The sequence below is a fragment of the Actinomyces sp. 432 genome (assembly GCF_009930875.1).
GTDB lineage: Bacteria > Actinomycetota > Actinomycetes > Actinomycetales > Actinomycetaceae > Actinomyces.
Genome location: NZ_CP025249.1, coordinates 2864698 through 2884538 on the forward strand (window position 1 = coordinate 2864698; position 19841 = coordinate 2884538).

Below are 19841 nucleotides of genomic sequence, written 5' to 3' on the forward strand. Positions count from 1 at the left end.
GGGTTGAAAGTGGTGCATTTCATGACAGCTGTGCGCACCCGGCCGGTCTAGGCGCGCGTGGCCTAGGGTCGGTCCATGCTCGAAACGCGTCGCGCCCGCCCCGGCCGCCTGGTGGTGGCGGCCGCCGTTCTGGACCGACTGCCGAACGCGGCTAAGACGGATGCAGACCGCGCATCGACCGCGTTCTCACCCGCAACGGCCCCGCAGTCAGCCGCAACACCTGACCTCAGCCCCACGCACGCTGCGCCAAGAACGCTGCTGTGCGCGGCCCGCTCCTACCCGGCCGAGCACGCCGGCCAGTACGAGTTTCCCGGTGGGAAGGTCGAGCCGGGCGAAACACCGACGGCCGCGTTGATGCGGGAACTGGCGGAGGAGCTCAACCTGCGCGTGCGCCTGGGCGCCGAGGTGCTCCCCTCACCCGACCTGGCGGTTCCGCCGACGCGAGCAGTAATGCCCCCGGGCGCTCCTCCCGGGGGCAACCGCTGCTCCGACCGCGTTGCCAACGGGCACGTACAGACCGGCGCCGAAGCCGCTGTCGCCGCCTTCCCCGGTGACGACCGCCCGGCCTGGCCGGCGATGCACGGCTACCGCATGCGCGTGTGGCTCGCCGAACCCGTCGGGACACCGCCCCACCTCGGCGATGCGCACGCCGCGCTGAGGTGGGTCCCCTTGGACGAGGTCGGAGCCCTGCCCTGGCTACCCGCCGACCGACCGATCCTGGAGGCAATCCGCTGCCTACTCGCGCACACGCGCTGACTGCTCAGTGTCAGGACGCTCCGCCCGAATTCGCTGTTCCCGGAGCGGCCTGACTCAGGCATCGAGCCACTTCTACCGATCTCGGCACGTAACTGCTACCGACCTCGGCGGTATGGGGGTCCACTTGCTGACACTTCTCGCCGCTCCGTCACCTTAAGGGTTAGGGTGTCCTCATGCCGAAGATCTTGGGTAGTTCCCTCGCCGAGCACCGCGAGCGCACCCGCCGCGCCCTGTTCGATGCACTGTCCGATCTGCTGAGCCAGCGTCCCTTCGACAAGATCACCCTGTCCGACGTCGCAGCCCGGGCGGGCGTGGGCCGCACCGCCGTATACAACCACTTCACGGACAAGGAAGACCTCCTCCTGGCCTTCATGGAGTACGAGACGGGCCGCTACGCCAAGGAGCTGACCCGCATCCTCGCCGACGTCGCCGACCCCATCGACCGCCTGCGCATCTACGTACGCCAGCAGGCCCTCATCAAGCGCCACTACCACTTCCCCTCCGGCGGCCCGCTGGCCAGCTCCGTTTCCCGCGACACCGCCGGCCGCCTGCACGCCCACGCCGGGCACATGGCACGAATGCTGACCCGCATACTCACCGACGCCATGGACGCCGGCGCCATCCCCCGCCAGGACCCGGCCCTGCTGATCCCACTGATCCACGCCTGCGTGCTCGGGGGGCGGCCCGCGCCCGCCGAGCCGCACGCCCGCGCCGCCTACCTGGAGTCCCTGGACGTGTTCGTACTGCGCGCCGTGGGGGCGTCGGCACCGGACCATGCCATCCCCAACGTGCCGCCTACGCAGGCGACGGAGCCGACGGCGCCCCCGGCTCGCGCCGTAGGGTAGCCGCCCCTAACCACCCACTGCCGCCCGTACTTGCGCTTGCTCGCACTGCAAACAAGACGTACTACCAGCGCCGCCCGTCACCGCCGCTAAGGCCGGAGTGACCGGTGGAGTTGGCCTCTCCATTGCGCTCCTCCAGTTCCCGGCGCCGAGAATCGCCGGGACTGGGCGACGGGCTCGACGGCGGCGTGGCCTGCTGGCTGGACTGCCCAGTGCCGGTCGGCTCGGGAGTGGGAGTACCCGTCGAGCCTCCCGAAGGCGTCGACTCGCCGCTCGCGGACGCAGTGGCCGTGGAGCTGGGATCTGACTGGGCGCTGGGGTCCGGCTCGGACGCAGGATCGGGCGGAGGCGGCACTTCGCACTGGCCCGCGGCTTGCATCGCCGCATCCCACTGTGCCTCCGCAGTGGCCGAGTCGCCCCCGTCCTGGGCTACGTCCGCGAGGGATGCGTGGGCGGTGTAAAGATTCACGCGCACCAGGCACTCAGGCGCCTGCGGATCAAGGACCGTCACCGTGTTCCCCGCTTCGTCCTTCACCTGTACGGTGCCGACGGCGGGCGCGGTCACCAGCGCCTCCTCCAGCTCGCCCACCGCGGCATCCAGCCGGTCATCCAGTAGCTGGGCGGTACCCAAGTTGTAGTGGACGCGCCACTGCTCCAGCCAGGGGTTCAGGCGCGCCACCGCACCGTAGCGGTCCACCGCGGCGGCGTAGTTCCCGGAGACGGCGGCATGGTTGGCGGCGAAGGTCAGACCGGATACCACCAGCATCCACACCGCGACCACCGCGGCGATGACAGCCGGCACCCCCTGCCAGGCCAGCAGCCGCCGCCGACGCGCCAGCCGGGCACGTCGGTGCTGGGGCGACTCCGCCTCGGGCCCGGTGGTGTCGGCTATGCCGGCACGCACGGCGTAATCGTGGGCCTCGGCAGTACTACGGGCCCCGGGGCGGTAGGCGTCATTCTCGCCGGGAAGCCCGGCGGAGCCCGCCTGCGGGTCTTGGGGACCGGCTGCGCCGGAGTAGGTCATCGGGGTCCTCCTGCCTGCGCCCCCGGGCGGCCACCGACGGCGGGGAGCGTCAGTCTTTGCACGGCGCGGTCGGCGCGTATCAGCGCCACTCCCTCCCACACCAGTAGGACGGCGGCTACCAGCCCGAGTGGCCAGATGACGTAGTGGCTGTAGCGCTTGCGCTCCCGCCCGTCCGACAACACCTGCTCCACGTCCTGGTCGGTGAAGGCCTCACCGGGGTCGTCACCGGTGCCCGTGCGCTGGAGGTAGGTGACGCCCAGGGCGTCGGCCACCGCCTGCAGCTCGGCGGTATCAGGCACGGAAACCGCGGGCTCGCCGGTGCTTGGATCGGTGATGTAGTCGGCGTCGGGGTCGTCCGAACCGCCGAAGGCGCGCATGCGTCCACCGCCCTCAGTGCCGTAGCCGAGCACCGCGCCGCCGTCCACGACTTCCCCCAACTGCTGCCAGCTGACCCCGGCGGCGTCGGCCGTGCCCGCGCCGCGGCCGTCATCGGTCGCCTCGCCGTCGGAGAGGATGAACACCAGGCGGGCGTTCTCGGGGGCGGACTCGGCGGCGCCGGTCAGGGTCTGAGACAGCAGCGGCAGCGCGCGCTCAAGGGAGGATCCCTCGGAGCGGTTGGTGACCTCCTGCTGCAAGGAGCCGATCCAGGAGGTGACCGCGTCAATGTCACTCGTCAAGGGCAGTTCCCGGGCGGCAGTGGAGTCCAGGGCGATGATGCTGAAGCGGGCATCGGGGTAGGCGTCACGAATGGTGGTCAGGTCGGCGCGCACCCCGTCCAGGCGGGTGCCACCCCCGGCCTCGGGCCCGCCCGCCCAGTCCTCCGCCGCCATCGATCCGGTGCGGTCCACCACCAGGTAGACCTCAACATTGGAGACGGCCACCGCCTCGGTCACCGGCACACTGGGTCCCGCCAGGATCAGTACGACGGCGGCGCCCAGCGCCACCCGCCGCCACCAGGTCGAGCGCGCGCCAGGGTCGGCACCGCTGCGCAGCAGCCAACGTGCGGAGGCGGCCAGCACTGCGGCCACAGCAACGGCAGCCAGCAGGGTGAGCGGCCAGCCGAACAGGGGCACCAGTCTCATGCGCGCCTCCAGGCGGATACCGCCAGGAATCCCAGGACGAACACGGCAAGAACCGCCGCGGCCTGCTCGGGCACATCCGTCACGCGCACCTGGGTGTTGGTATCGAGCTCGTCCACCTGATCGGCCTCCAGCTCCCGGACGATCTGGCCGGCCGTGTCGGCGTCGTCCACCTCGTAGAAGAGTCCGTCGTGGGCGGTGGTGATCTCGCGCAGGTCCTCGCGGGCCGCATCCACATCCTTGCCGGAGACGTCAGGGTCGGCCAGCTCCGGGTCCGCTCCGAACAGGGAGAACAGGCGGATGGACTCCTCCTGGGCGAGGTCGGCGGCCTGGGACACGGAGTAGATCTGCTCGTGGAAGGGGTCGAGTATCTGGTTGTCGGTCGCCAGGATGATGGAGCGGGAGCGGTCGGCTACCGGATTGTCAAAGGCGAGGGTGCAGGAGGCGAGCCCGTCCCCGGCCAGGGAGGACCCGGTGACCTCCTCGGCGAGGGTCCCGGAGAAGGTCTGGTAGTAGCGTTCCAGCGCGGGATTGCCCCGATAGGGCAGGAAGTCGAGGACGTCGGCGATCTCGTTGAACTGATCCTGCAGCAGCTCGTAGTCGTCGGTCAGCGGCACGATCGTCTGCGCGGTGGAGTTCCAGGCGACCAGCGCCACCCGCTCGCCCTCGAAGGTGTCCAGCAGCTTGGCGAAGGTATCCAGGATCTTGGAGTCAGTGGTCACCATGGAGGTGGAGACGTCCAGGCACAGCACGATGTCCCGGCTGGCCAGGGACTCATTGCGCACGGTGCGCTCGATGGGGCGCCCGGCCATGGCGGCGGCCGCGCACAGGGCGACGACGAGCGCCGCTCCCAGGAGCGCGTGCAGCATACGGCGCCGGGCCAGTCGCTCCCGCAGCATGGGACTGCTCAGCAGGGAGGCGGAGTTCGCCACCCGGCGCGCCGCTTCCCCGTGGCGGCGCCGGGAACCGTCCCCGAGGCCGCCCGTGGCCGCCGCCGCTGCCACGGCCACGGCCACGGCGGTTAGGATGACGACCCAGACGAGCCAGGGCATCACCATCGGTTGACCACCTCCCGGGCCCGCGCAATAGCGGCATCTGCGGCGGCGTCGGGGTCGCGGTCGAAGGAGGGCTGCTCCCACACGGCCAGCAGCTCACCCACGTGCCCGAGCGGGTTGGTGTCCAGGGGGCGGCGGCTGGCGCGCACCCGACGCAGCCGCTCCGTGATGGAGCGGGGGCCGGCGGTGTCCGCCATGTCCAGGATCTCCAGGACAGTGGCGGAGACAATGTCCTCGCCGCTGCGGGCAGTCGCAAAGCCCCGCAGCGTGCCGGCCAGTTCCAGGTGCAGGCCGCGCAGGTCCAGCTCGTTGCGCTGATAGCGGGCGGCGGCCTCATCCACCCGGCGGGCCCACTGGCTGCGTTCCGAGGCCGCCATGGGGATATCGCCGACCGACAGGGCCGTGTCGCGGCGGGTGACTAGGAAGGCGCGCAGGATGAAGGCGGCTGCCGCGATCAGGGCGACCACGCCGATCAGTGGCATCCACAGGGGCATCAGTACCGGTGGGTTGACGACCATCTCAGCGCCTCCCCCGGCGGCTGCGGCTCGATGCCAGCCGCTGGCGGGCCAGCAGGGCAGCGATGGAGTCCACCATGGACGCGTCGGAGCGGATGGCGGTGTGCTCAATGCGGCGGGCGTCCAGCAGGGCGGTCACAGCGGCGCGCCGGGCGTCGGCGGCGGCACTGAGCTTGGCCGCCAGGGCGGCGTCCTCACGCAGGAACGCGGGGATCTCACCGTCCAGCTCAACATCTCGGGTGCGGCCACGGCCGGGAGCCAGCGGGGTGTCGTCGGCGATCTGGACCGCGATCAGCTCGTGCTGAGCGGACAGGCGGCGCAGCCGGTCCACCACCGCCGGGTCGGTTTCGGCATCGGGGTGGAAGGTATCGGTGATGAGAACCACCAGGCTGCGCCGACGGTGCCAGGTTCCGACCCGCTCAAGCAGGGTGGACAGGGCCGCGCCGGGGGCGTCGGGCGCGAGCGCATTGCCGTGGGTCAGGGACTCGAACTGGTGCTCTAGCAGGGACAGAATCATCTCGGCGTGCTCACCGCCTGAGCGCGCCGGGCGGGTGATCACGCGGGCGGCGTCGGCGGCGACCAGCGCCACCGTGTCACCCCGCAGGCGCGCCAGGTAGGCGAAGACCTCGGCGACGGCAAGGGCAAGATCGCGCTTGTCCTCGCCACTGGGAGCCTGGGCGGCCATCGTGCGGCTGGTGTCGACGGCAAGCACTAGCGGCAGGTTCGACTCGCGCTGGTAGCGCTTGATCACCGGCTGGCCGGTGCGGGCGGAGGCCTTCCAGTCGATGTCGGTGACGTCATCCCCGGGCCGGTAGACGGACAGGTCATCGAAGTCCTGCCCGTGACCGACGAACACGGAGCGGTGGCGCCCGTCAAGCAGGCTGGTGGAGCGGCGCAGGGTGGGCAGTGACAGGCGGCCGCGCACGCGCGCCACCCGAGGACCGGACCGGCGCCGGCCGGGTGCGGTCGGCTCCTGCGTGGAGGCGGGGTCGGGGCTGGTCATGGTCGCGGAGCCGGTCAGGGGGTCGGGACAGCGGCGAAGATCGCATCGATGATGGACTCCGGCGCGATGTCGTCGGCCAGGGCGTCATAGGTCAGCACCAGGCGGTGGCGCAGAACCGCGTGGCGGAGTAGGCGGACGTCGTCGGGCGTGACGTAGGTGCGGCCGGCCTGCAGGGCAACGGCCTGGGCGATCTTCATCAGGGCGATGCCCCCGCGCGGGAGGCGCCCACGCGCACGTGCCGCTCCAGCCCGGGCACGGGCCGGGGGCCGCCGCCGCGGGAGGTGTTGACCAGGGCCACGATGTAGTGCTTGATGACCGGGTCGACGTACACGCGCTCGACCGCGCCCTGCAGCCATTCAACCGCATCGGTGGAGATCGGCCGGGCGTGGATGGGCTCCTCGAAGGCACCGTTGGAGATGCGGTCCAGGACGTCGGCCTCCTCCGCCGGCCGGGGGTAGGTGAGCACCTCCTTCATGAGGAAGCGGTCCATCTGCGCCTCCGGCAGGACGTAGGTGCCCTCCTCCTCGATCGGGTTCTGGGTGGCCAGCACCATGAAGGGGTGGGGCAGGGGGTAGACGACGCCGCCGATGGAGGTCTGCCGCTCCTGCATGGCCTCCAGCATGGCCGACTGGGTCTTGGCGCTGGAGCGGTTGATCTCATCGAGCAGCACGATGTTGGCGTGGACCGGGCCGAGCTGGGTGGTCATCTCACCGGTGGCGTAGTTGAGCACCTGGGTGCCGACGATGTCGTTGGGCATCAGGTCGGGGGTGCACTGGATGCGGTGGAAGGTGCCGGACACCGCGGCGGCCAGCGTCTGGGCGGCGGTGGTCTTGGCCAGCCCGGGCACGGACTCCAGCAGGATGTGCCCGCCGGCGATCATGGTTGACACCAGGGCCAGGCGCAGCTGCTCCTGACCGACCACGCGCTGGGAGAAGATCTGGGTGACGCGGCCCAGCAGCTCCCCGGCGCGTTCAACGTCGGCGCGCGGGGAGGCGTTGGAGCGGGAGTTCCGCTCGGCCTCACGCTCAAGCTCGGCGGAGGACGGCAGGGACTGGGTACCGGGGTATCCACCCTCGGGCGCGGAGGCCGCGGTGGCTGCCGCGCCCGTTACGCCTCCGGCACGGCGAGAGCGGCGCCCCGATCCGGACGGGTTCGGCTGGCTGGGTGCCGCGGGCACAGACGGGGGTACGGACGGGGGGACCGCAGGGGGATCGTGCCACCGGCGGCCCCGCCGGCGGCACTGGCGCCAGACCACGCGGAGCCCGTACCTGAGCTACTGGTACCGGCTCCCGGCGGATCGGGCTGCATGGTCATGGCACTCCTCTGGTTCTCCGCGCGTCGCCCGCCTCACGCCTGGCGCTGCGGCAAGCATATTGTCTCGGGGAGGCTACACGAGCCCCTGAAGGTTTCATCGCACTGTGGTGGGAAGTACTTCCCGCCACCGCCACCCGGCGCGCCTTCGGGGCAGCGCGTGGCCCGCACGCTCCCGCCAACCCGCCCCATCCGCAGATACCGGCCCCGGTGTCACTGGATGCACCACATTCACGTCGTTCACGCCGCCTCGGCCCACAAGCCGGGAAACCAGGCGCAGAATCACGCCGATCGCCCCGATCCCAAGGACGCACCACACCCGAAAGTGGTGCATTCCATGACAGATCCACTCCCCCGCGCGGGCTCGCCCCCCGCTACCAGCTGGCGAGGCTGACGTCAGAGCCGGACAGCGTCAGCCGCACTCCGTCACGCGCAACGTAGGCCTGGGACAGTGTCAGTCCCTCCGGCAGCACCTCGGGACCGATCTCAATCTCCGGTTTGTCCAGGCCGAAGTACTCCAGCGCGGTCCCCAGGGACAACGCGCTGATGCCGCCGGCGCCATCCGTATCATCCCCGCCTGCCGGGTCATCCACGTCGATATCCACGCCGAACACATTCAAGGAGACCACCGAGAACTTCAGCCCGCCCGCGTCGGTGACCACGGGCTCAAACGTCAGCGACGCGTCGACTCCGAGCACGGTTGCGAGGGCAGTAACCCGCCCGGGCTCAGTAGTCGAACCGTAAACGTCAGGGGTGATCGTCAGCTCGGGCACATCAGGCGCAGCCGCCGCCACGAGCCGCTCCAACTCGTCGAAGCCAATCGCCGCGGAGGCGTAGACCTCGCCGGCCCGGTAGGGGTCACGGGTACCGACCTCCGTGAGGTTCGCGGTCACATTCGTGAACTCCAGGCTGGCCACCGCAGCCAGGCCCGCCCCGCCGGGTCGTCCCCCGTCCCCCCGGCGCCGGTGGGCGCATCAGTCGGGTCGGCCGAGGCGTCATCCCCGCCGGATCCGGTTTCAATCACCAGGCTCTCCGACCTCAGGCTCAGTGTCTTCAGCTCGTGCCGGAGCAACTGCGGCAGCACGATGCCGTCCGTGGTGATGCTGGCATCGGCGGCAAGACCCGGCAGGGCCGCGCGCACGGTCTGCTCGACCTGTCCGCGCGCATAACGCTCCGCGCCGACCAGACCGCCGGCCGCCACGCACACCAGCACCAGCAGCGCTGCCAGCCCACGCCGCCGCCAGCGCTGCCGACCGTGCCGTCGGAGTTCAGACCGCGCGCCCTCCTGCCGCCCAGCCGCGGTGGCCGCGGCGCCCTGCGCGTCATCCGGCCCGGCTGTGGATGCCAGGTCGGGGGTCGCGGCGTTAGCGGTCACCCCGCCTCCCCCGCCTGGGCGGCGCCGCGGGACGGTGGGACCGGGGCGGTATCCACGCGGGATCCGCTGCCCGCCTGCGCCGCCTGATTCGCCTGGTACTCCTCATCCAACAGCGGCAGGTCCTCCGCCGTAACCATCAGTGTGGACACCGCATGCTCCACCAGGGCGGCCCGGCGGTTGGAGGCGACGCCGCCGGCGCGCCCACCGCGCAGGCCCCGCACTCCCACGCGGTCGAGTTTCTCGCAGACATTGTCGAGCTTGCGGTTGAACTTAGTCAGCGACCAGCCCAGCCGGGCGGCCGCCGAGGCCGAGGAGGGGATCTCGGCGGAGCCGGTACCGGCGCGCTTAAGCACCGGCTCCGCCAGGGCGAGTACCAGCAGCCGCTGCGACCGAGTCATGGGGGTGGCGCCGATGGTGGTCTGCCCCCGCGACTCGCGCGTTCCGTCAATGCCGGTGAAGCGCCCCGCCTCTGCGGTGATCAGGTCGATCTCGTAGGTGGTGGGCCCGGCGGAGAAGGTCAGGATGACGCGGGAGAACACCAGCGGCATGCTGGCGCCGGGGGCGAGCCGGGACTGCACCAGTCCGTCGCCGTCGGTGAGTGTGGCTGACAGGTGCGAGCCCTCGTTGGCGATCCACCACAGGCCCGAGTCGTGGCGCAGCACCAGGAAGCGGCGGTGCAGGTAGGGGTTGTCATCGATGTCGAGGTCTCCGCCGCGCCCGATGACGAAGGTCTCCTCCGTCCCCACGCGGTAAACCTCCCCGGAGAAGTCGACAACCAGCTCCTCCGGGCGGTCGGGGTCGACCTCCGGCAGGTCGGTCCAGGTAAGGTCACTCATTGGGTCCCCGCTTCCTCGCGTGATGGCTGAATGTACTCTGAATGCGCTGCTCACCGCGGCGTTGCGGCACCGCCACGGCCCCTGCCCCCGGCTGCGCCGCATGGTCCGCTGGACCGGCCGACCGGAGCGGCCGACCGGATTGACTAACAGCAGCGTAACGGATTCCCGTCCCGGCGCCCGGGCGGGCTGCGTGCCCCGCCGCAGCTCGCGCGCTCACAGCGGCGGCTCAACACGCAGGGTAACGCCGTCGCCGACGTCGAGCAGGTCCCCGACTTGCAACGGGGTAGGCAGGGCTGTGGCCAAGAGCACCGGGGCCGCGCCCGGGCGCACTAGAACCGTTCCGTTGGCGGAGCCCAGGTCGCGGGCGAGCAGGCTCCACCCGGCCACGGTGATCTCCAGGTGCGAGCGCGATACGAAGTGATCGGCGCTGGGCACGGTTACCAGCTGGGTAGCGGCCTCCTGGCCCGGGCGGGGCCTGGGCGCGCGCCCGACGACGACGTCTCCCCGCACGGGCACGGTCTGCCCCGTGGAGAAGGTCAGCACCGCCAGCACGGGCCGCGGCACCTGCCGGACCTCACCGGTCAGCGGCGCCGCGCACGCCTGGCAGGCGACGGCGTCCAGGGGGTTGGGGTGCCCGGCGGCGCACATGGCCGCCGGAATCAGTGGCACCGGCGGCTCCGGCGCAGAGGCGCCCCCCGCATCCTGCAGCGCCAGGGTGCTTTGGGCGGCGTCCGGCTGCTCCGCTGCGGGGCCGACGGCGCCTGCGCCCTGGCCTGCAGCGCCGTCACCACCGTCCGCGGGCGCCTCCGCAGTCGCGCCGGCGGGCACGCCCGCGCCGGAGCCACCGGTCCGGCGGCGTCTACCGGAGCCGGGCTCGGGCACGGCCCCGGCGGGCGGGGGCGCTTCCTCTGGGGCCTCGTCGGCGGTATCCATCCACACGCCGGTTTGGGGCAGCGCGGGCGCATAATCCGGATCGATCCACACCCCGGTCTCAACCAGGCCGGTGCCGTCGGGGCGCTCCGCGGTCGGCTCGCCCCGGCCCGAGTCGTCCGGCTCGTCGGCGGTGGCGGCATAGGCAGCTCCGGGCTCCTCCACGGCCGGGCCGACAGCAGGCGCCGTCCCGCCCAGGGCGGCGAGCACCTGCTCACGCACACCTGCGGGCACCGGCGCCCGCAGGACCGCCGTGCCGAACCGACCACTGACGATCTCGTCCGTCAGCCCGCCAGCCCCGACCGGCACGCCGGGACGCGCCGCATCCAGGGCACCGGTATCGGTGTCGCTCGGGGTGTCGCTCGGGGTGTCTTTCACTGCGTCTGTCACGACGTCTCCCGCTCCGGCAGGTCCACCACGAGCGCAGTGACGTTGTCATGCCCGCCGGCCTCAAGCGCGGCGGCAACCGCCATCTCCGCGGTGCGCTGCGGCCCCAGCCCAGAACCAAGCACAGTGGCCAGCTCGCCGTCATCCAATTCATCGCTCAGGCCGTCCGAGCACACCAGGATGCGGTCGCCCAGACGCGCCGGCACCAGGCGGACCTCGGGGTAGGCGGCCTGGTCCAGTCCGGCGCCCAGCGCCCGGGTGACCACGTTGCGCCGCGAATCCCGGTGCGCCTGCGCGCGCGTGAGCTGGCCGGCATCCACCAGGTCCTGTACCTGAGAGTGGTCGTGGGACAGCTGGGACAGCAGGTCCTCGCGCAGCAGGTAGACGCGCGAGTCACCAATGTTGAACACGATCCACGTGCGGCCCTCCGGCAGGTCGGCGAGCACCGCTCCGGCGATGGTGGCACCGGGAGGGTTGGCGGCCTGGGAGGGAATCGCCGAGACCGCCTCGCCGGCCGCGACGACGGCGTCGACCACCTGCGACTGGTCAATCACCCGGCTGCCGGCCAATGGCACGAGCGCACTGAGCGCCGCCCGGGCGGCGGCGCGGCCGGAGGCGTGACCGCCCATTCCGTCCACCACGATGAAGGCGGGTGCGAGCGCCAGGTAGCCGTCCTCATTGACGCTGCGCAGGCGGCCGATGTCGGTCGCCGCGCCGGCCACCGTCGCCGCCTGCGGGGACGGCTCCGCCGGCGACTGCGGTGCCACGAGCGCGGGGGTCGTGGAAGCGCTGGGGCCGGTCCGGCCAGCGGGCTCGGATCCTGCGGCCGGTTCGGTGTCCTCACGCATCGGCGTCTCCTAAAGGTGCGGGGCGGGACGGGCTTTCGTTGCTCCGACGATACCGGCCGGGCCACTACAGCGTGCTCTCAGGTAGGCTCTTAACTGCCGGTACCCGCCGGCGGTCCGCGAAAACCCGCCCGGACCGGGCCCACGCAGTTACAAAGGATCCAGCATGCCTCAGCCTCAGGACGATCTCGTCGCACGGGCGAGTGACCCCAATGCGGAACTCAAGACCCTGCACGAGCTCGCGAACAACTACCCCGGCCTACGCCCCCACATTGCGGAGAATCCCCGCACCTACCCGGCGCTGCTGGAGTGGCTCGCCGCTTTGGGGGACCCCGCCGTCGACGCCGCCCTGGCGCGCCGCAACGCTGCGGCTGCAACTCAGGCGATCAGCGTGGAGCAGGCACAGGCGGCCGCCCGGGCGGCCGCGGCCGACTCGGCACCAGCCCAGGGCGGAGCCACCGGTCAGCTGCCCGCAGACGACTCCGCGGGCCTGACGCAGGCCCTGCCCACCGGCGGCCTGGGCGGCCAGGGGCAGGTCGTCGATCCGGTGGCGCCCACGCAGGCCATCTCCCAGGCCGAGGTGGCGCGCCCAGCCGCCCCCGAGCGGCGCCCGATCATGGAGGGCAGGCAGGCCGCAGCGGCCAGTCCGACCGCCCCCACCGCCGCCTACGGCTACCAGCAGCCGCAGCAGGCCCCCTACCCGCAGCCCCCGCAGCAGACGGCCTACCAGCAGCCGCAGCAGGCCCCCTACCCGCAGCCCCCGCAGCAGACGGCCTACCAGCAGCCGCAGCAGGCCCCCTACCAGCAGCCGACCGCCTACCAGCAGGCCGGCCCCCAGGCCACGGGCACCCAGGCGGCCGCCGGCAGCCAGGGGGTATTCGGCGTCGGCACCCCCGAGGTCGAGGCGCAGCCCCGCCGCAGCAACCTCTGGCTGTGGATCCTGGGCGGCATCGCCCTCGTGCTCGTGGTTGCCCTGATCGTGTGGTATCTGAGCTCTGACCACGGCGGCAGCAGCTCCGACCCCGCTACCGCACCGGCCCAGGCCGTGGCCACGCAGGCGCCCGCCACCGCGCCGGCGCAGGCCGACTCGACGCCGTCGCCGACCCCCAGCCCAACCTCCACCCAGAACCTGGTCGCCCCCGCGCCGGACGGCGCGCTAGAGATGAGCGCCTTCACCACGCCGTCGGGGAACATCAGTTGCGTGCTGGGCGAGGACGCGGTCTCCTGCACGGTCGATGAGCACGACTTCGTACCCGCCGACGCCTCCTGCAACAACTCCAGTGACCAGGCCTTCACGGTGAGCGTGACCACCGAGGGTGAGGCGCAGGGCAGCTGCGGACTCGCCTTCTCCTCCGCCGGCGCCTCCCTGAACTATGGCGCGTCGGCGAAGAACGACTCCTTCGCCTGCACCTCCAATGAGTCCGGGATCGAGTGCTGGAGCCAGGTGTCCGGCAAGGGCTTCCGGCTCTCACGCTCCAACTCCGAGGCCGCCAACCGCTGACCCCGGCGCGCCCGCACCGCCCATGCCCGCCCCGGTGGGCCCGTCCGTAACCAGCAGAACTGAATGTCCAGCAGCTACGCCACCATCCTGCGCCGGCCCGGTGCTCTCGGCTTCTCGGCCGCGGGCCTGATAGCCCGCTTCCCCATGTCCATGGTGGGCATCTCCACCATCCTGGCGATCCAGGAGCTTTACGGCAGCTACTCGACGGCGGGCACGGTCTCCGCCGTGAACGTGGTCGCCGTGGCCGTTGGCGCCCCCGTACTGGCCCGGCTCGTCGACGCCCGGGGGCAGTCCCGCGTCATGCTGCCGGCCACGCTCGGCTCAGCCGCAGCGCTCATCGGGCTGGCAGCGGCCACGCAGCTGCGCGCCCCGCTCGGGGTGCTGCTTGTGCTCTCGGCGCTGGCCGGGCTGCTGGCGGGCTCCTTCGGCTCCCTGGTGCGCTCGCGCTGGACTTACATCCTGGACACCCCGGAGCAGGTGCACACGGCCTTCTCCCTGGAGGCCGCCTTCGACGAGGTCGCCTTCATCATCGGTCCGGTGCTGGCCACGGTGCTGTGCACCTCCCCGCCGCTGCCGGCCACTAGTGGGTGGATCGCCGCCGTCGCGCTGCAAGTGGGCGGTGGCCTGTGGTTCTTCAGCCAGCGCGCCACGGAGCCGACGCCGCATCGGCGCGTGCCAGCCAGCACAGCTGCAGAAGCGAGCCAGCGGCCGGGACCGCGGCCGGGCGGACGCAAGCCCGCCACGGAGCCGGGCGAGCCTGCTGCACCGGTGCGGGATCAGCGCCGCGCCCAGACGCGGCCAGTGCTGCGGCACGGCGCCGTCGTGGCCGTGATCGCCGTGTTCCTGGCGTCCGGTGCCATGTTCGGCGCCAACGACGTCGCCGCTGTTGCCTTCGCCACGGAGCTGGGCATGAAGTCGGCCGCCGGGACGGTGCTGGCGGCTTGGGGCGTAGGGTCGTTCACGGCCGCGCTCGTCTACGGGTCGCGCCCCTGGCACCGGCCGTTGTGGCAGCAGTTCCTGCTGGGCACGACGGCGCTGGCCCTGGGGGCCTCGACCCTTGTGCTCGCCCCCAACCTGGTGGTGCTGGGGGTGCTCATGGCACTGACCGGCATGGCGATCGCCCCAACAGTCACCACCGGTAACTCGATTACCCAGGTGTCGGTGGCGCCGTCGCAGCTCACCGAGGGGCTGGCGTGGGTCGGCACCGCGATGAACATCGGCATTTCACTGGGCTCCATGTTCGGTGGCTACGCGGTGGATGCAGCCGGCAGCCATGGCGGCTACCTGCTGGTTGCCGCCATGGGCTGGCTCGCCGTCGGCATGTGCCTGTGCGGATTGCGCGTGCTGCGGCAAGCCCGCCCCCACCGCAGCCTGCACGACGGCGCGGAGCCAGTCGGCACGGATACGGTCGGCGTCGGCGGGGCGTAAGCGGATTACCCGCGCCACCCCCACCCATAGACTGCCGGCGTGGAGTCCCTCAAACGCGCGCTCGCATCGCCGGCCACCGCCCTGCTTGGCTGGGCCGCACTCGCCCTGTCCGTCTATCCGACCCTTTGGGGCAAGGACGGCGCGGGTGCCTTCAAGCTCGACGCCTGGATCTACCATCACGCGGTCGCGCAGTGGCACGCCGGCGGCAGCCTGTACGACTGGTACGCCAACCCCGATCAGCAGCTGTGGCCCTTCACCTACCCGCCCTTCGCCGCCTGGGCCATGACTCCCCTGACCTGGTGGCCGGACCGGGCGACCCAGGTGGCCCTGGTTGCCGCAACACCGGTTGCTACCGCAGTGACCGCCTGGGCGGTGCTGCACGCCCTGGGCGTACCTGGACGCATCACCCGAGGCGCGGCCCCGTGGCTGGCACTGGCCGCCGTGCTGCTACTGGAGCCGGTGCCCAAGACCATGGAGTACGGGCAGGTCAACGCCGTGCTCATGGCGCTGGTGGCTCTCGACCTGCTGGTGGTTCCCAGCAGCTCGCGGCTGCGCGGCGTGTCCGCCGGACTGGCGGCGGCATTCAAGCTGACCCCGGCGATCGCGGTACTGGTCCTCGCGGCCCGGCGCGAGTGGCGGGCCGCAGCCACCATGGTCGGCTCCGCCCTGGCGGTGACGGCGCTGAGCTGGGCGGCCTCGCCCGATGAGTCCGCCCGGTTCTTCTTCTCCGCCATGTGGGACTCCTCCCGCGCCGGCTTCACGGACTACTCCGGCAACCAGAACCTCAAGGGGCTGGTGGCCCGCTGGCTGCCGCCCGCGGCCTGGGACGCGGTCTGGGCGGGACTGGCCGCGGCCGGCGTCGTCCTGGCCTGGTTGCTGCTGGTGCGGCTGAATCGCCTGCGCGCAACCGCTGCCGCAGGCTCCCGGCGCGCCCCCGGTGGCCCGCCGGCCGACGGCGTCGTCCTGGTGCTGCAGACCGTGGTGGCAATGACGCTGGGACTACTGATCTCCCCAATATCGTGGTCGCACCACTGGGTATGGTGCCTGCCCGCCCTCATGGGACTGGTTGCGGCGGGCCTGGCATGGGACTCCGCGGCGCTGCTGCAGGTGGCGGCCGCCGGCGCGGCCGTGTTCGGGCTGGCGATGCAGTGGTGGTTCCCCGAGCAGAATCACGTGGAACAGGACTGGCCCTTCTGGGCGACGGTGGTGGGCTCGTCCTACACGTGGTGGGCGCTGGCCACAGGAGTCGTGATGTGGCGCGTGGCCGGACGCCATATCGACCGAACTCAGCACGTAACGTCTACCGACCTCGGTGAGGGGCGGGGGACGGGGAGGACTCCCCACCGGCTCCCGCGCCCGGAGCCGCCGGGGCGCGATGATCGCCCATAGGATGTCCCCGTGCCGTTTTCCGACCTCGTCCGCGCCGCCGAGGACCAGTTCCACCGCGACTCGATCCCCGTGCTCAAGCGCCGCGGCTGGCGGCCGCGGGTGATCCCCTACACCGGCTACGGGTCGGCGGCACCGGCTGCGCACCAGGACGGCGCCCCGCCGCGGGACATGGCGCGGGTTCTGGCCCGCATGGTCATGCGCCCGCCGAACGCCCCCAGCGAGGGGCCACTGTTCCAAAGACTCCCCGAGGAGCTGCCCACGACGCCGCAGGCGGCCCGCAAGCTGGCGGCCGAGAACCTGCTTGAGGCGCAGCGCGGCTGGCGCATGTTCATTGACGTGCCCGTGCCGCACCTGCCGGTCACTGTCAGGCTCGGCGGGGTGAGCGTGCGCACCCGCGCGGACCGTGAGGGGTATGTCGACGTCGTCGTGCGCGGACACGGCCTGAGCTCCGGCTGGCACGAGGCGACCCTGGAGGCGGCGGGCACGCGGGCGGTCACCACCCGGGTGCTCGTGGTGGCTCCCGGGCCACGGCTGGGCATCGTGTGCGACATCGACGACACCGTCATGGTCTCACATGTGCCCCGCATGTTCGTGGCCGCCTGGAACCAGCTGGTCAAGCACACCTCCTCCCGTGAGAGCGTGCCGGGCATGGCGCAACTGCTCACGCGGGTGCGCCAGGCGCACCCGGGTGCGCCGGTGATCTACCTGTCCACGGGCGCGTGGAACGTGGTGCCGACCTACCGCTCCTTCTTCGAGCGCAACGGCTTCCCCGAGGGCCCGATGCTGATGACGGACTGGGGGCCCACGAACACCGGCCTGTTCCGCAGCGGAATCGAGCACAAGCGCACCGGGCTGCGTCGGCTCATGATTGACCTGCCGGAGGTGAAGTGGCTGCTGGTCGGCGACGACGGCCAGCATGACCCGCTGATCTACGGCGAGGCTGCGCGCGAGCACTCCGACCGTGTGGCCGCGGTGGCGATCCGGCGGCTGTCACCCACCGAGCAGGTGCTCGCCGGCACGCAACTGACCCATCCGGCGGGTCTGGCACCGGAGGCGCAGGCCCTGGCCGAGTCCGGCGTGCCGGTGGCGGCGGGGATGGACGGCTTCGAGCTGGCACACGCCCTGCCGCCGGAGCTGTTCACCGCGTAGCAGCCGTGCGGCGCCGCGAGCGGCGGCGCGCATCAGACGGCAACGCCGATCAGGTGGCCGATACCCCAGGTGACAGTCATGGCGATGGCGCCGCCCAGGACGTTGCGAGTCACCGCCGGCCGGATCGGGGCGGCGCCCAGGCGCGCGGACACGACCCCGGTCATCGCCAGCCCCACCAGCACGGAGGCGAAGGTCAGGGGGATCTTGATACCCACGGGCAGCAGCAAAATGGCGAGCATCGGCAGCATGGAGCCGATCACGAAGGCGACCGCGCTGGACAGCGCAGCGTGCCAGGGGTTGGTGTAGTCGTCCTCGCGCAGGCCCAGCTCCGCCTCCAGGTGCGCCCCCACGGCGTCGTACACCGTCAGCTCCCGGGCCACTCGCCGCGCGGTCTCCTGCGTCAGGCCCTTGCCGCGGTAGTGCGCCGCGAGGGAGTCCACGCCGGAGGCCGGGTCGGCGGCCAGCCGGCTACGGGTGCGGGCCACGTAGGCGCGCTCGGTATCCGACTGGGTGGATACAGACACGTACTCGCCCGCCGCCATGGATACGGCGCCGGCCAGCACCCCGGCCACCCCGGCGGCCAATATGGCGCCCGTGTCCGTGGGCGCGGCGGCGGCGACACCAATTACCAGTCCCGCCACGCTGACGATGCCGTCGTTGGCGCCCAGGACCCCGGCACGCAGCCAGTTAAGGCGTGAAGCCAGAGACGATGCGGTGTCGGAGCCGCCGGGCACAGGCCGGGACCGCTGCGGGCGGGCGGTGAGCCACAGCGCCGTCGGGCAGGCCTCCGGCGCCGAGTGGTCGGTGGCCTGCCCCGCGACTCCAGAACCCGCGCCCCGCTCGCCCGGGTCGATGAGGCGGTGCGCGCGGGATGGGCAGGCGCTGTGCTGCAGGCTCATGCTTCGAAGGTAAATCGGATTAATTCATCTGTATAGCAAAGATAGGTTTACCTATCATCCCGCTTCAGCGGGAGCGCCGGCATCGACCTTCACCAGGCCTACGCCCAGCCTTGCCCCAGGTGGATGCCGGTAGGGTTGCGGGCAGGGGCCGCGCCGGGCGGCACCCCCGAGCAGGAGGAACCCATGGCTAGCAAGCTCCCCTTCATCATCGGACTCGGTGCCGGCTACGTCCTCGGGACGCGCGCGGGCCGGGCGCAGTACGAGCGCATCAAGGCCTCGGCCACCAGGCTGGTGGACCAGCCCTTCGTGCGCGACAAGGTAGCCACCGCATCCACGCGCGCCTCCAGCTTCGTGCGCGAGCAGGGTGAGGCCGTCACCGACAAGGTCGCCGACGCCGTCAAGGAACGCCTGTTCGGCACGCCGGGCCCGCAGGCCGCCCCGGCCCCCTCGGTCACCGTCGACGACGCCGAGGTCCGCCCGGTCGACCAGCCCGGCTGACCGCCAGGTCGCCTCGCGCGGACCGGGAGCTGACGCGGCTTTTGCCGGGTCGGCCGCTGCGGCCATACTCTGGGGGTGCCCTCTCCGCGCTACGCCCCGCCCAAGGACCTGTCCGGCTACGCCTGGCTCTCCGTGGGCGCGGCCCTGGCCACCATCACCCTGAAGGCGCTGGCCTGGTGGCTGACAGGCTCGGTCGGGCTGCTGTCCGACGCGGCCGAGTCACTGGTCAACCTGGTGGCCGCGCTAGTGGCGGTGATCGTGCTGAAGATCGCGATCCGCCCGGCCGACGCCGACCACCAGTTCGGCCATTCCAAGGCGGAGTACTTCTCCTCGGTGTGCGAGGGGATCATGATCTTCGTGGCCGCCGCCTTCATCATCTTCTCCGCGGTTGAGCGCATCATCACCCCGGTCATGCCGGAGCGCCTGAGCCTGGGCCTAGTGATCTCGGTGGGTGCCTCCCTGGTGAACGGGATCGTGGCGTGGGTGCTGCTGCGCCGGGGCCGGGCCGAGCACTCGGCCGCGCTGGTAGCCGACGCCAAGCACCTGCTGACCGACGTAGTCACCTCCGCGGCCGTCCTGGCCGGGGTGGGGCTCGTAGCCGTATTCCACTCCCCCGTGCTAGACGCCGTAGTCGCCCTGGGGGCGGGCCTGAACATCATGTGGACCGGCTTCCAGCTGATCCGCGACTCAGTGGGCGGCCTCATGGACGTGGCCCCGGACCGGGAGGCGCTGGAGCGCATCAACGCGGTCCTGGACGAGCGCCGCCGCGAGGGGGTTGTGGACTTCCACGCGGTGCGTGTGCGGGAGGCCGGCAGCCGCCGCTTCGCCCACCTGCACGTGCTGGTGCCGGGCACATGGACCGTCAAGCGGGGGCACGACTACACCGAGTCGCTGATCGACGAGCTGGTTGCCGCCGATCCGAGCCTGCGGGTATCGGCCCACCTGGAACCGATTGAGGATCCGCTTTCCTACGCCGACGTGGAGGACGTCTAAGGGCGCGCCGGATCTCGCCGCGCCTG

Annotated in this window: 19 protein-coding genes and 1 pseudogene; 8 read left to right on the forward strand and 12 right to left on the reverse strand. The window is 71.8% G+C overall.

Annotation, left to right across the window (positions count from 1 at the left end; translation table 11 throughout):
- Positions 1-75 precede the first annotated feature (75 nt).
- Together CWT12_RS11975 and CWT12_RS11980 are read left to right on the forward strand one after the other, a co-directional pair.
- Positions 76-756, forward strand: a complete 681-nt coding sequence (locus CWT12_RS11975; protein ID WP_161924979.1) for a (deoxy)nucleoside triphosphate pyrophosphohydrolase — start codon at positions 76-78, stop codon at positions 754-756.
- 173 nt (positions 757-929) lie between these two features.
- The gene (locus tag CWT12_RS11980) at positions 930-1601 is read left to right on the forward strand and encodes a TetR/AcrR family transcriptional regulator (RefSeq protein WP_161924980.1); all 672 of its coding nucleotides are present in this window, start codon (positions 930-932) and stop codon (positions 1599-1601) included.
- A 61-nt stretch (positions 1602-1662) separates the two neighbouring features.
- Here CWT12_RS11980 and CWT12_RS11985 read toward each other — a convergent pair whose 3' ends face one another.
- From CWT12_RS11985 to CWT12_RS12035, 11 genes and pseudogenes are all read right to left on the reverse strand, one after another.
- Positions 1663-2622 (reverse strand): hypothetical protein, encoded by a 960-nt coding sequence (locus tag CWT12_RS11985; RefSeq protein ID WP_161924981.1) that lies wholly within the window; start codon positions 2620-2622, stop codon positions 1663-1665.
- Complete coding sequence (locus CWT12_RS11990) at positions 2619-3704, reverse strand: VWA domain-containing protein (protein ID WP_161924982.1); 1086 nt, start codon at positions 3702-3704, stop codon at positions 2619-2621. The genes CWT12_RS11985 and CWT12_RS11990 overlap by 4 nt, the downstream gene beginning before the upstream one ends.
- On the reverse strand, positions 3701-4753 hold the full coding sequence (locus CWT12_RS11995) for a VWA domain-containing protein (protein WP_337247891.1): 1053 nt from the start codon (positions 4751-4753) through the stop codon (positions 3701-3703). The genes CWT12_RS11990 and CWT12_RS11995 overlap by 4 nt, the downstream gene beginning before the upstream one ends.
- Positions 4753-5274: an alpha-amylase gene (locus CWT12_RS12000; RefSeq protein WP_161924984.1), complete on the reverse strand. Its 522-nt coding sequence runs from the start codon at positions 5272-5274 to the stop codon at positions 4753-4755. Before CWT12_RS12000 ends, CWT12_RS11995 begins: the two co-directional genes overlap by 1 nt.
- 1 nt (position 5275) lies before the next feature.
- Positions 5276-6274 (reverse strand): DUF58 domain-containing protein, encoded by a 999-nt coding sequence (locus CWT12_RS12005; RefSeq protein WP_161924985.1) that lies wholly within the window; start codon positions 6272-6274, stop codon positions 5276-5278.
- Positions 6275-6288: 14 nt separating this feature from the next.
- A pseudogene (locus tag CWT12_RS12010) lies at positions 6289-7529 on the reverse strand (AAA family ATPase).
- A gap of 430 nt (positions 7530-7959) precedes the next feature.
- The gene (locus CWT12_RS12015; protein ID WP_161924986.1) at positions 7960-8478 is read right to left on the reverse strand and encodes a hypothetical protein; all 519 of its coding nucleotides are present in this window, start codon (positions 8476-8478) and stop codon (positions 7960-7962) included.
- Positions 8475-8960, reverse strand: a complete 486-nt coding sequence (locus tag CWT12_RS12020; protein ID WP_161924987.1) for an LmeA family phospholipid-binding protein — start codon at positions 8958-8960, stop codon at positions 8475-8477. Before CWT12_RS12020 ends, CWT12_RS12015 begins: the two co-directional genes overlap by 4 nt.
- Complete coding sequence (locus CWT12_RS12025) at positions 8957-9796, reverse strand: hypothetical protein (RefSeq protein ID WP_202616210.1); 840 nt, start codon at positions 9794-9796, stop codon at positions 8957-8959. Before CWT12_RS12025 ends, CWT12_RS12020 begins: the two co-directional genes overlap by 4 nt.
- A 213-nt stretch (positions 9797-10009) precedes the next feature.
- Entirely contained in the window at positions 10010-11116 is a 1107-nt protein-coding gene (locus tag CWT12_RS13515; protein ID WP_237564192.1) for an FHA domain-containing protein, read from the reverse strand.
- Entirely contained in the window at positions 11113-11961 is an 849-nt protein-coding gene (locus CWT12_RS12035) for a PP2C family protein-serine/threonine phosphatase (RefSeq protein ID WP_161924988.1), read from the reverse strand. The genes CWT12_RS13515 and CWT12_RS12035 overlap by 4 nt, the downstream gene beginning before the upstream one ends.
- Before the next feature lie 163 nt (positions 11962-12124).
- Here CWT12_RS12035 and CWT12_RS12040 point away from each other — a divergent pair, with 163 nt between their 5' ends.
- The 4 genes from CWT12_RS12040 (at position 12125) to CWT12_RS12055 (ending at position 17425) form a co-directional block, all read left to right on the forward strand.
- Positions 12125-13459, forward strand: coding sequence for a variant leucine-rich repeat-containing protein (locus CWT12_RS12040; RefSeq protein ID WP_161924989.1), 1335 nt, complete (start codon positions 12125-12127; stop codon positions 13457-13459).
- 63 nt (positions 13460-13522) lie between these two features.
- The gene (locus tag CWT12_RS12045) at positions 13523-14887 is read left to right on the forward strand and encodes an MFS transporter (protein ID WP_161924990.1); all 1365 of its coding nucleotides are present in this window, start codon (positions 13523-13525) and stop codon (positions 14885-14887) included.
- A gap of 39 nt (positions 14888-14926) precedes the next feature.
- Complete coding sequence (locus CWT12_RS12050; RefSeq protein ID WP_161924991.1) at positions 14927-16276, forward strand: glycosyltransferase 87 family protein; 1350 nt, start codon at positions 14927-14929, stop codon at positions 16274-16276.
- 9 nt (positions 16277-16285) lie between these two features.
- Positions 16286-17425: an App1 family protein gene (locus CWT12_RS12055; protein WP_161924992.1), complete on the forward strand. Its 1140-nt coding sequence runs from the start codon at positions 16286-16288 to the stop codon at positions 17423-17425.
- 32 nt (positions 17426-17457) lie between these two features.
- On the opposite strand, the gene CWT12_RS12060 is transcribed toward CWT12_RS12055, so the two are convergent.
- On the reverse strand, positions 17458-18324 hold the full coding sequence (locus tag CWT12_RS12060) for a VIT1/CCC1 transporter family protein (RefSeq protein ID WP_161924993.1): 867 nt from the start codon (positions 18322-18324) through the stop codon (positions 17458-17460).
- Between the two features lie 183 nt (positions 18325-18507).
- Between CWT12_RS12060 and CWT12_RS12065 the strand changes: the two genes are divergently transcribed.
- Together CWT12_RS12065 and CWT12_RS12070 are read left to right on the forward strand one after the other, a co-directional pair.
- A complete protein-coding gene (locus tag CWT12_RS12065; RefSeq protein WP_161924994.1) occupies positions 18508-18822 on the forward strand; it encodes a YtxH domain-containing protein in 315 nt (104 codons plus the stop codon).
- 75 nt (positions 18823-18897) lie between these two features.
- Entirely contained in the window at positions 18898-19815 is a 918-nt protein-coding gene (locus CWT12_RS12070; RefSeq protein ID WP_161924995.1) for a cation diffusion facilitator family transporter, read from the forward strand.
- Positions 19816-19841 lie beyond the last annotated feature (26 nt).

What these genes read in the sequence shown, in the direction of transcription:
- CWT12_RS12065 (WP_161924994.1), top strand. Translation starts at nt 18,508, where the DNA reads ATGGCTAGCAAGCTCCCCTTCATCATCGGACTCGGTGCCGGCTACGTC.
- CWT12_RS11990 (WP_161924982.1), bottom strand. Translation starts at nt 3,704, where the DNA reads ATGAGACTGGTGCCCCTGTTCGGCTGGCCGCTCACCCTGCTGGCTGCC.
- CWT12_RS11985 (WP_161924981.1), bottom strand. Translation starts at nt 2,622, where the DNA reads ATGACCTACTCCGGCGCAGCCGGTCCCCAAGACCCGCAGGCGGGCTCC.
- CWT12_RS12060 (WP_161924993.1), bottom strand. Translation starts at nt 18,324, where the DNA reads ATGAGCCTGCAGCACAGCGCCTGCCCATCCCGCGCGCACCGCCTCATC.
- CWT12_RS11995 (WP_337247891.1), bottom strand. Translation starts at nt 4,753, where the DNA reads ATGCCCTGGCTCGTCTGGGTCGTCATCCTAACCGCCGTGGCCGTGGCC.
- CWT12_RS12035 (WP_161924988.1), bottom strand. Translation starts at nt 11,961, where the DNA reads ATGCGTGAGGACACCGAACCGGCCGCAGGATCCGAGCCCGCTGGCCGG.
- CWT12_RS11975 (WP_161924979.1), top strand. Translation starts at nt 76, where the DNA reads ATGCTCGAAACGCGTCGCGCCCGCCCCGGCCGCCTGGTGGTGGCGGCC.
- CWT12_RS12045 (WP_161924990.1), top strand. Translation starts at nt 13,523, where the DNA reads ATGTCCAGCAGCTACGCCACCATCCTGCGCCGGCCCGGTGCTCTCGGC.
- CWT12_RS12000 (WP_161924984.1), bottom strand. Translation starts at nt 5,274, where the DNA reads ATGGTCGTCAACCCACCGGTACTGATGCCCCTGTGGATGCCACTGATC.
- CWT12_RS12040 (WP_161924989.1), top strand. Translation starts at nt 12,125, where the DNA reads ATGCCTCAGCCTCAGGACGATCTCGTCGCACGGGCGAGTGACCCCAAT.
- CWT12_RS12025 (WP_202616210.1), bottom strand. Translation starts at nt 9,796, where the DNA reads ATGAGTGACCTTACCTGGACCGACCTGCCGGAGGTCGACCCCGACCGC.
- CWT12_RS11980 (WP_161924980.1), top strand. Translation starts at nt 930, where the DNA reads ATGCCGAAGATCTTGGGTAGTTCCCTCGCCGAGCACCGCGAGCGCACC.
- CWT12_RS12005 (WP_161924985.1), bottom strand. Translation starts at nt 6,274, where the DNA reads ATGACCAGCCCCGACCCCGCCTCCACGCAGGAGCCGACCGCACCCGGC.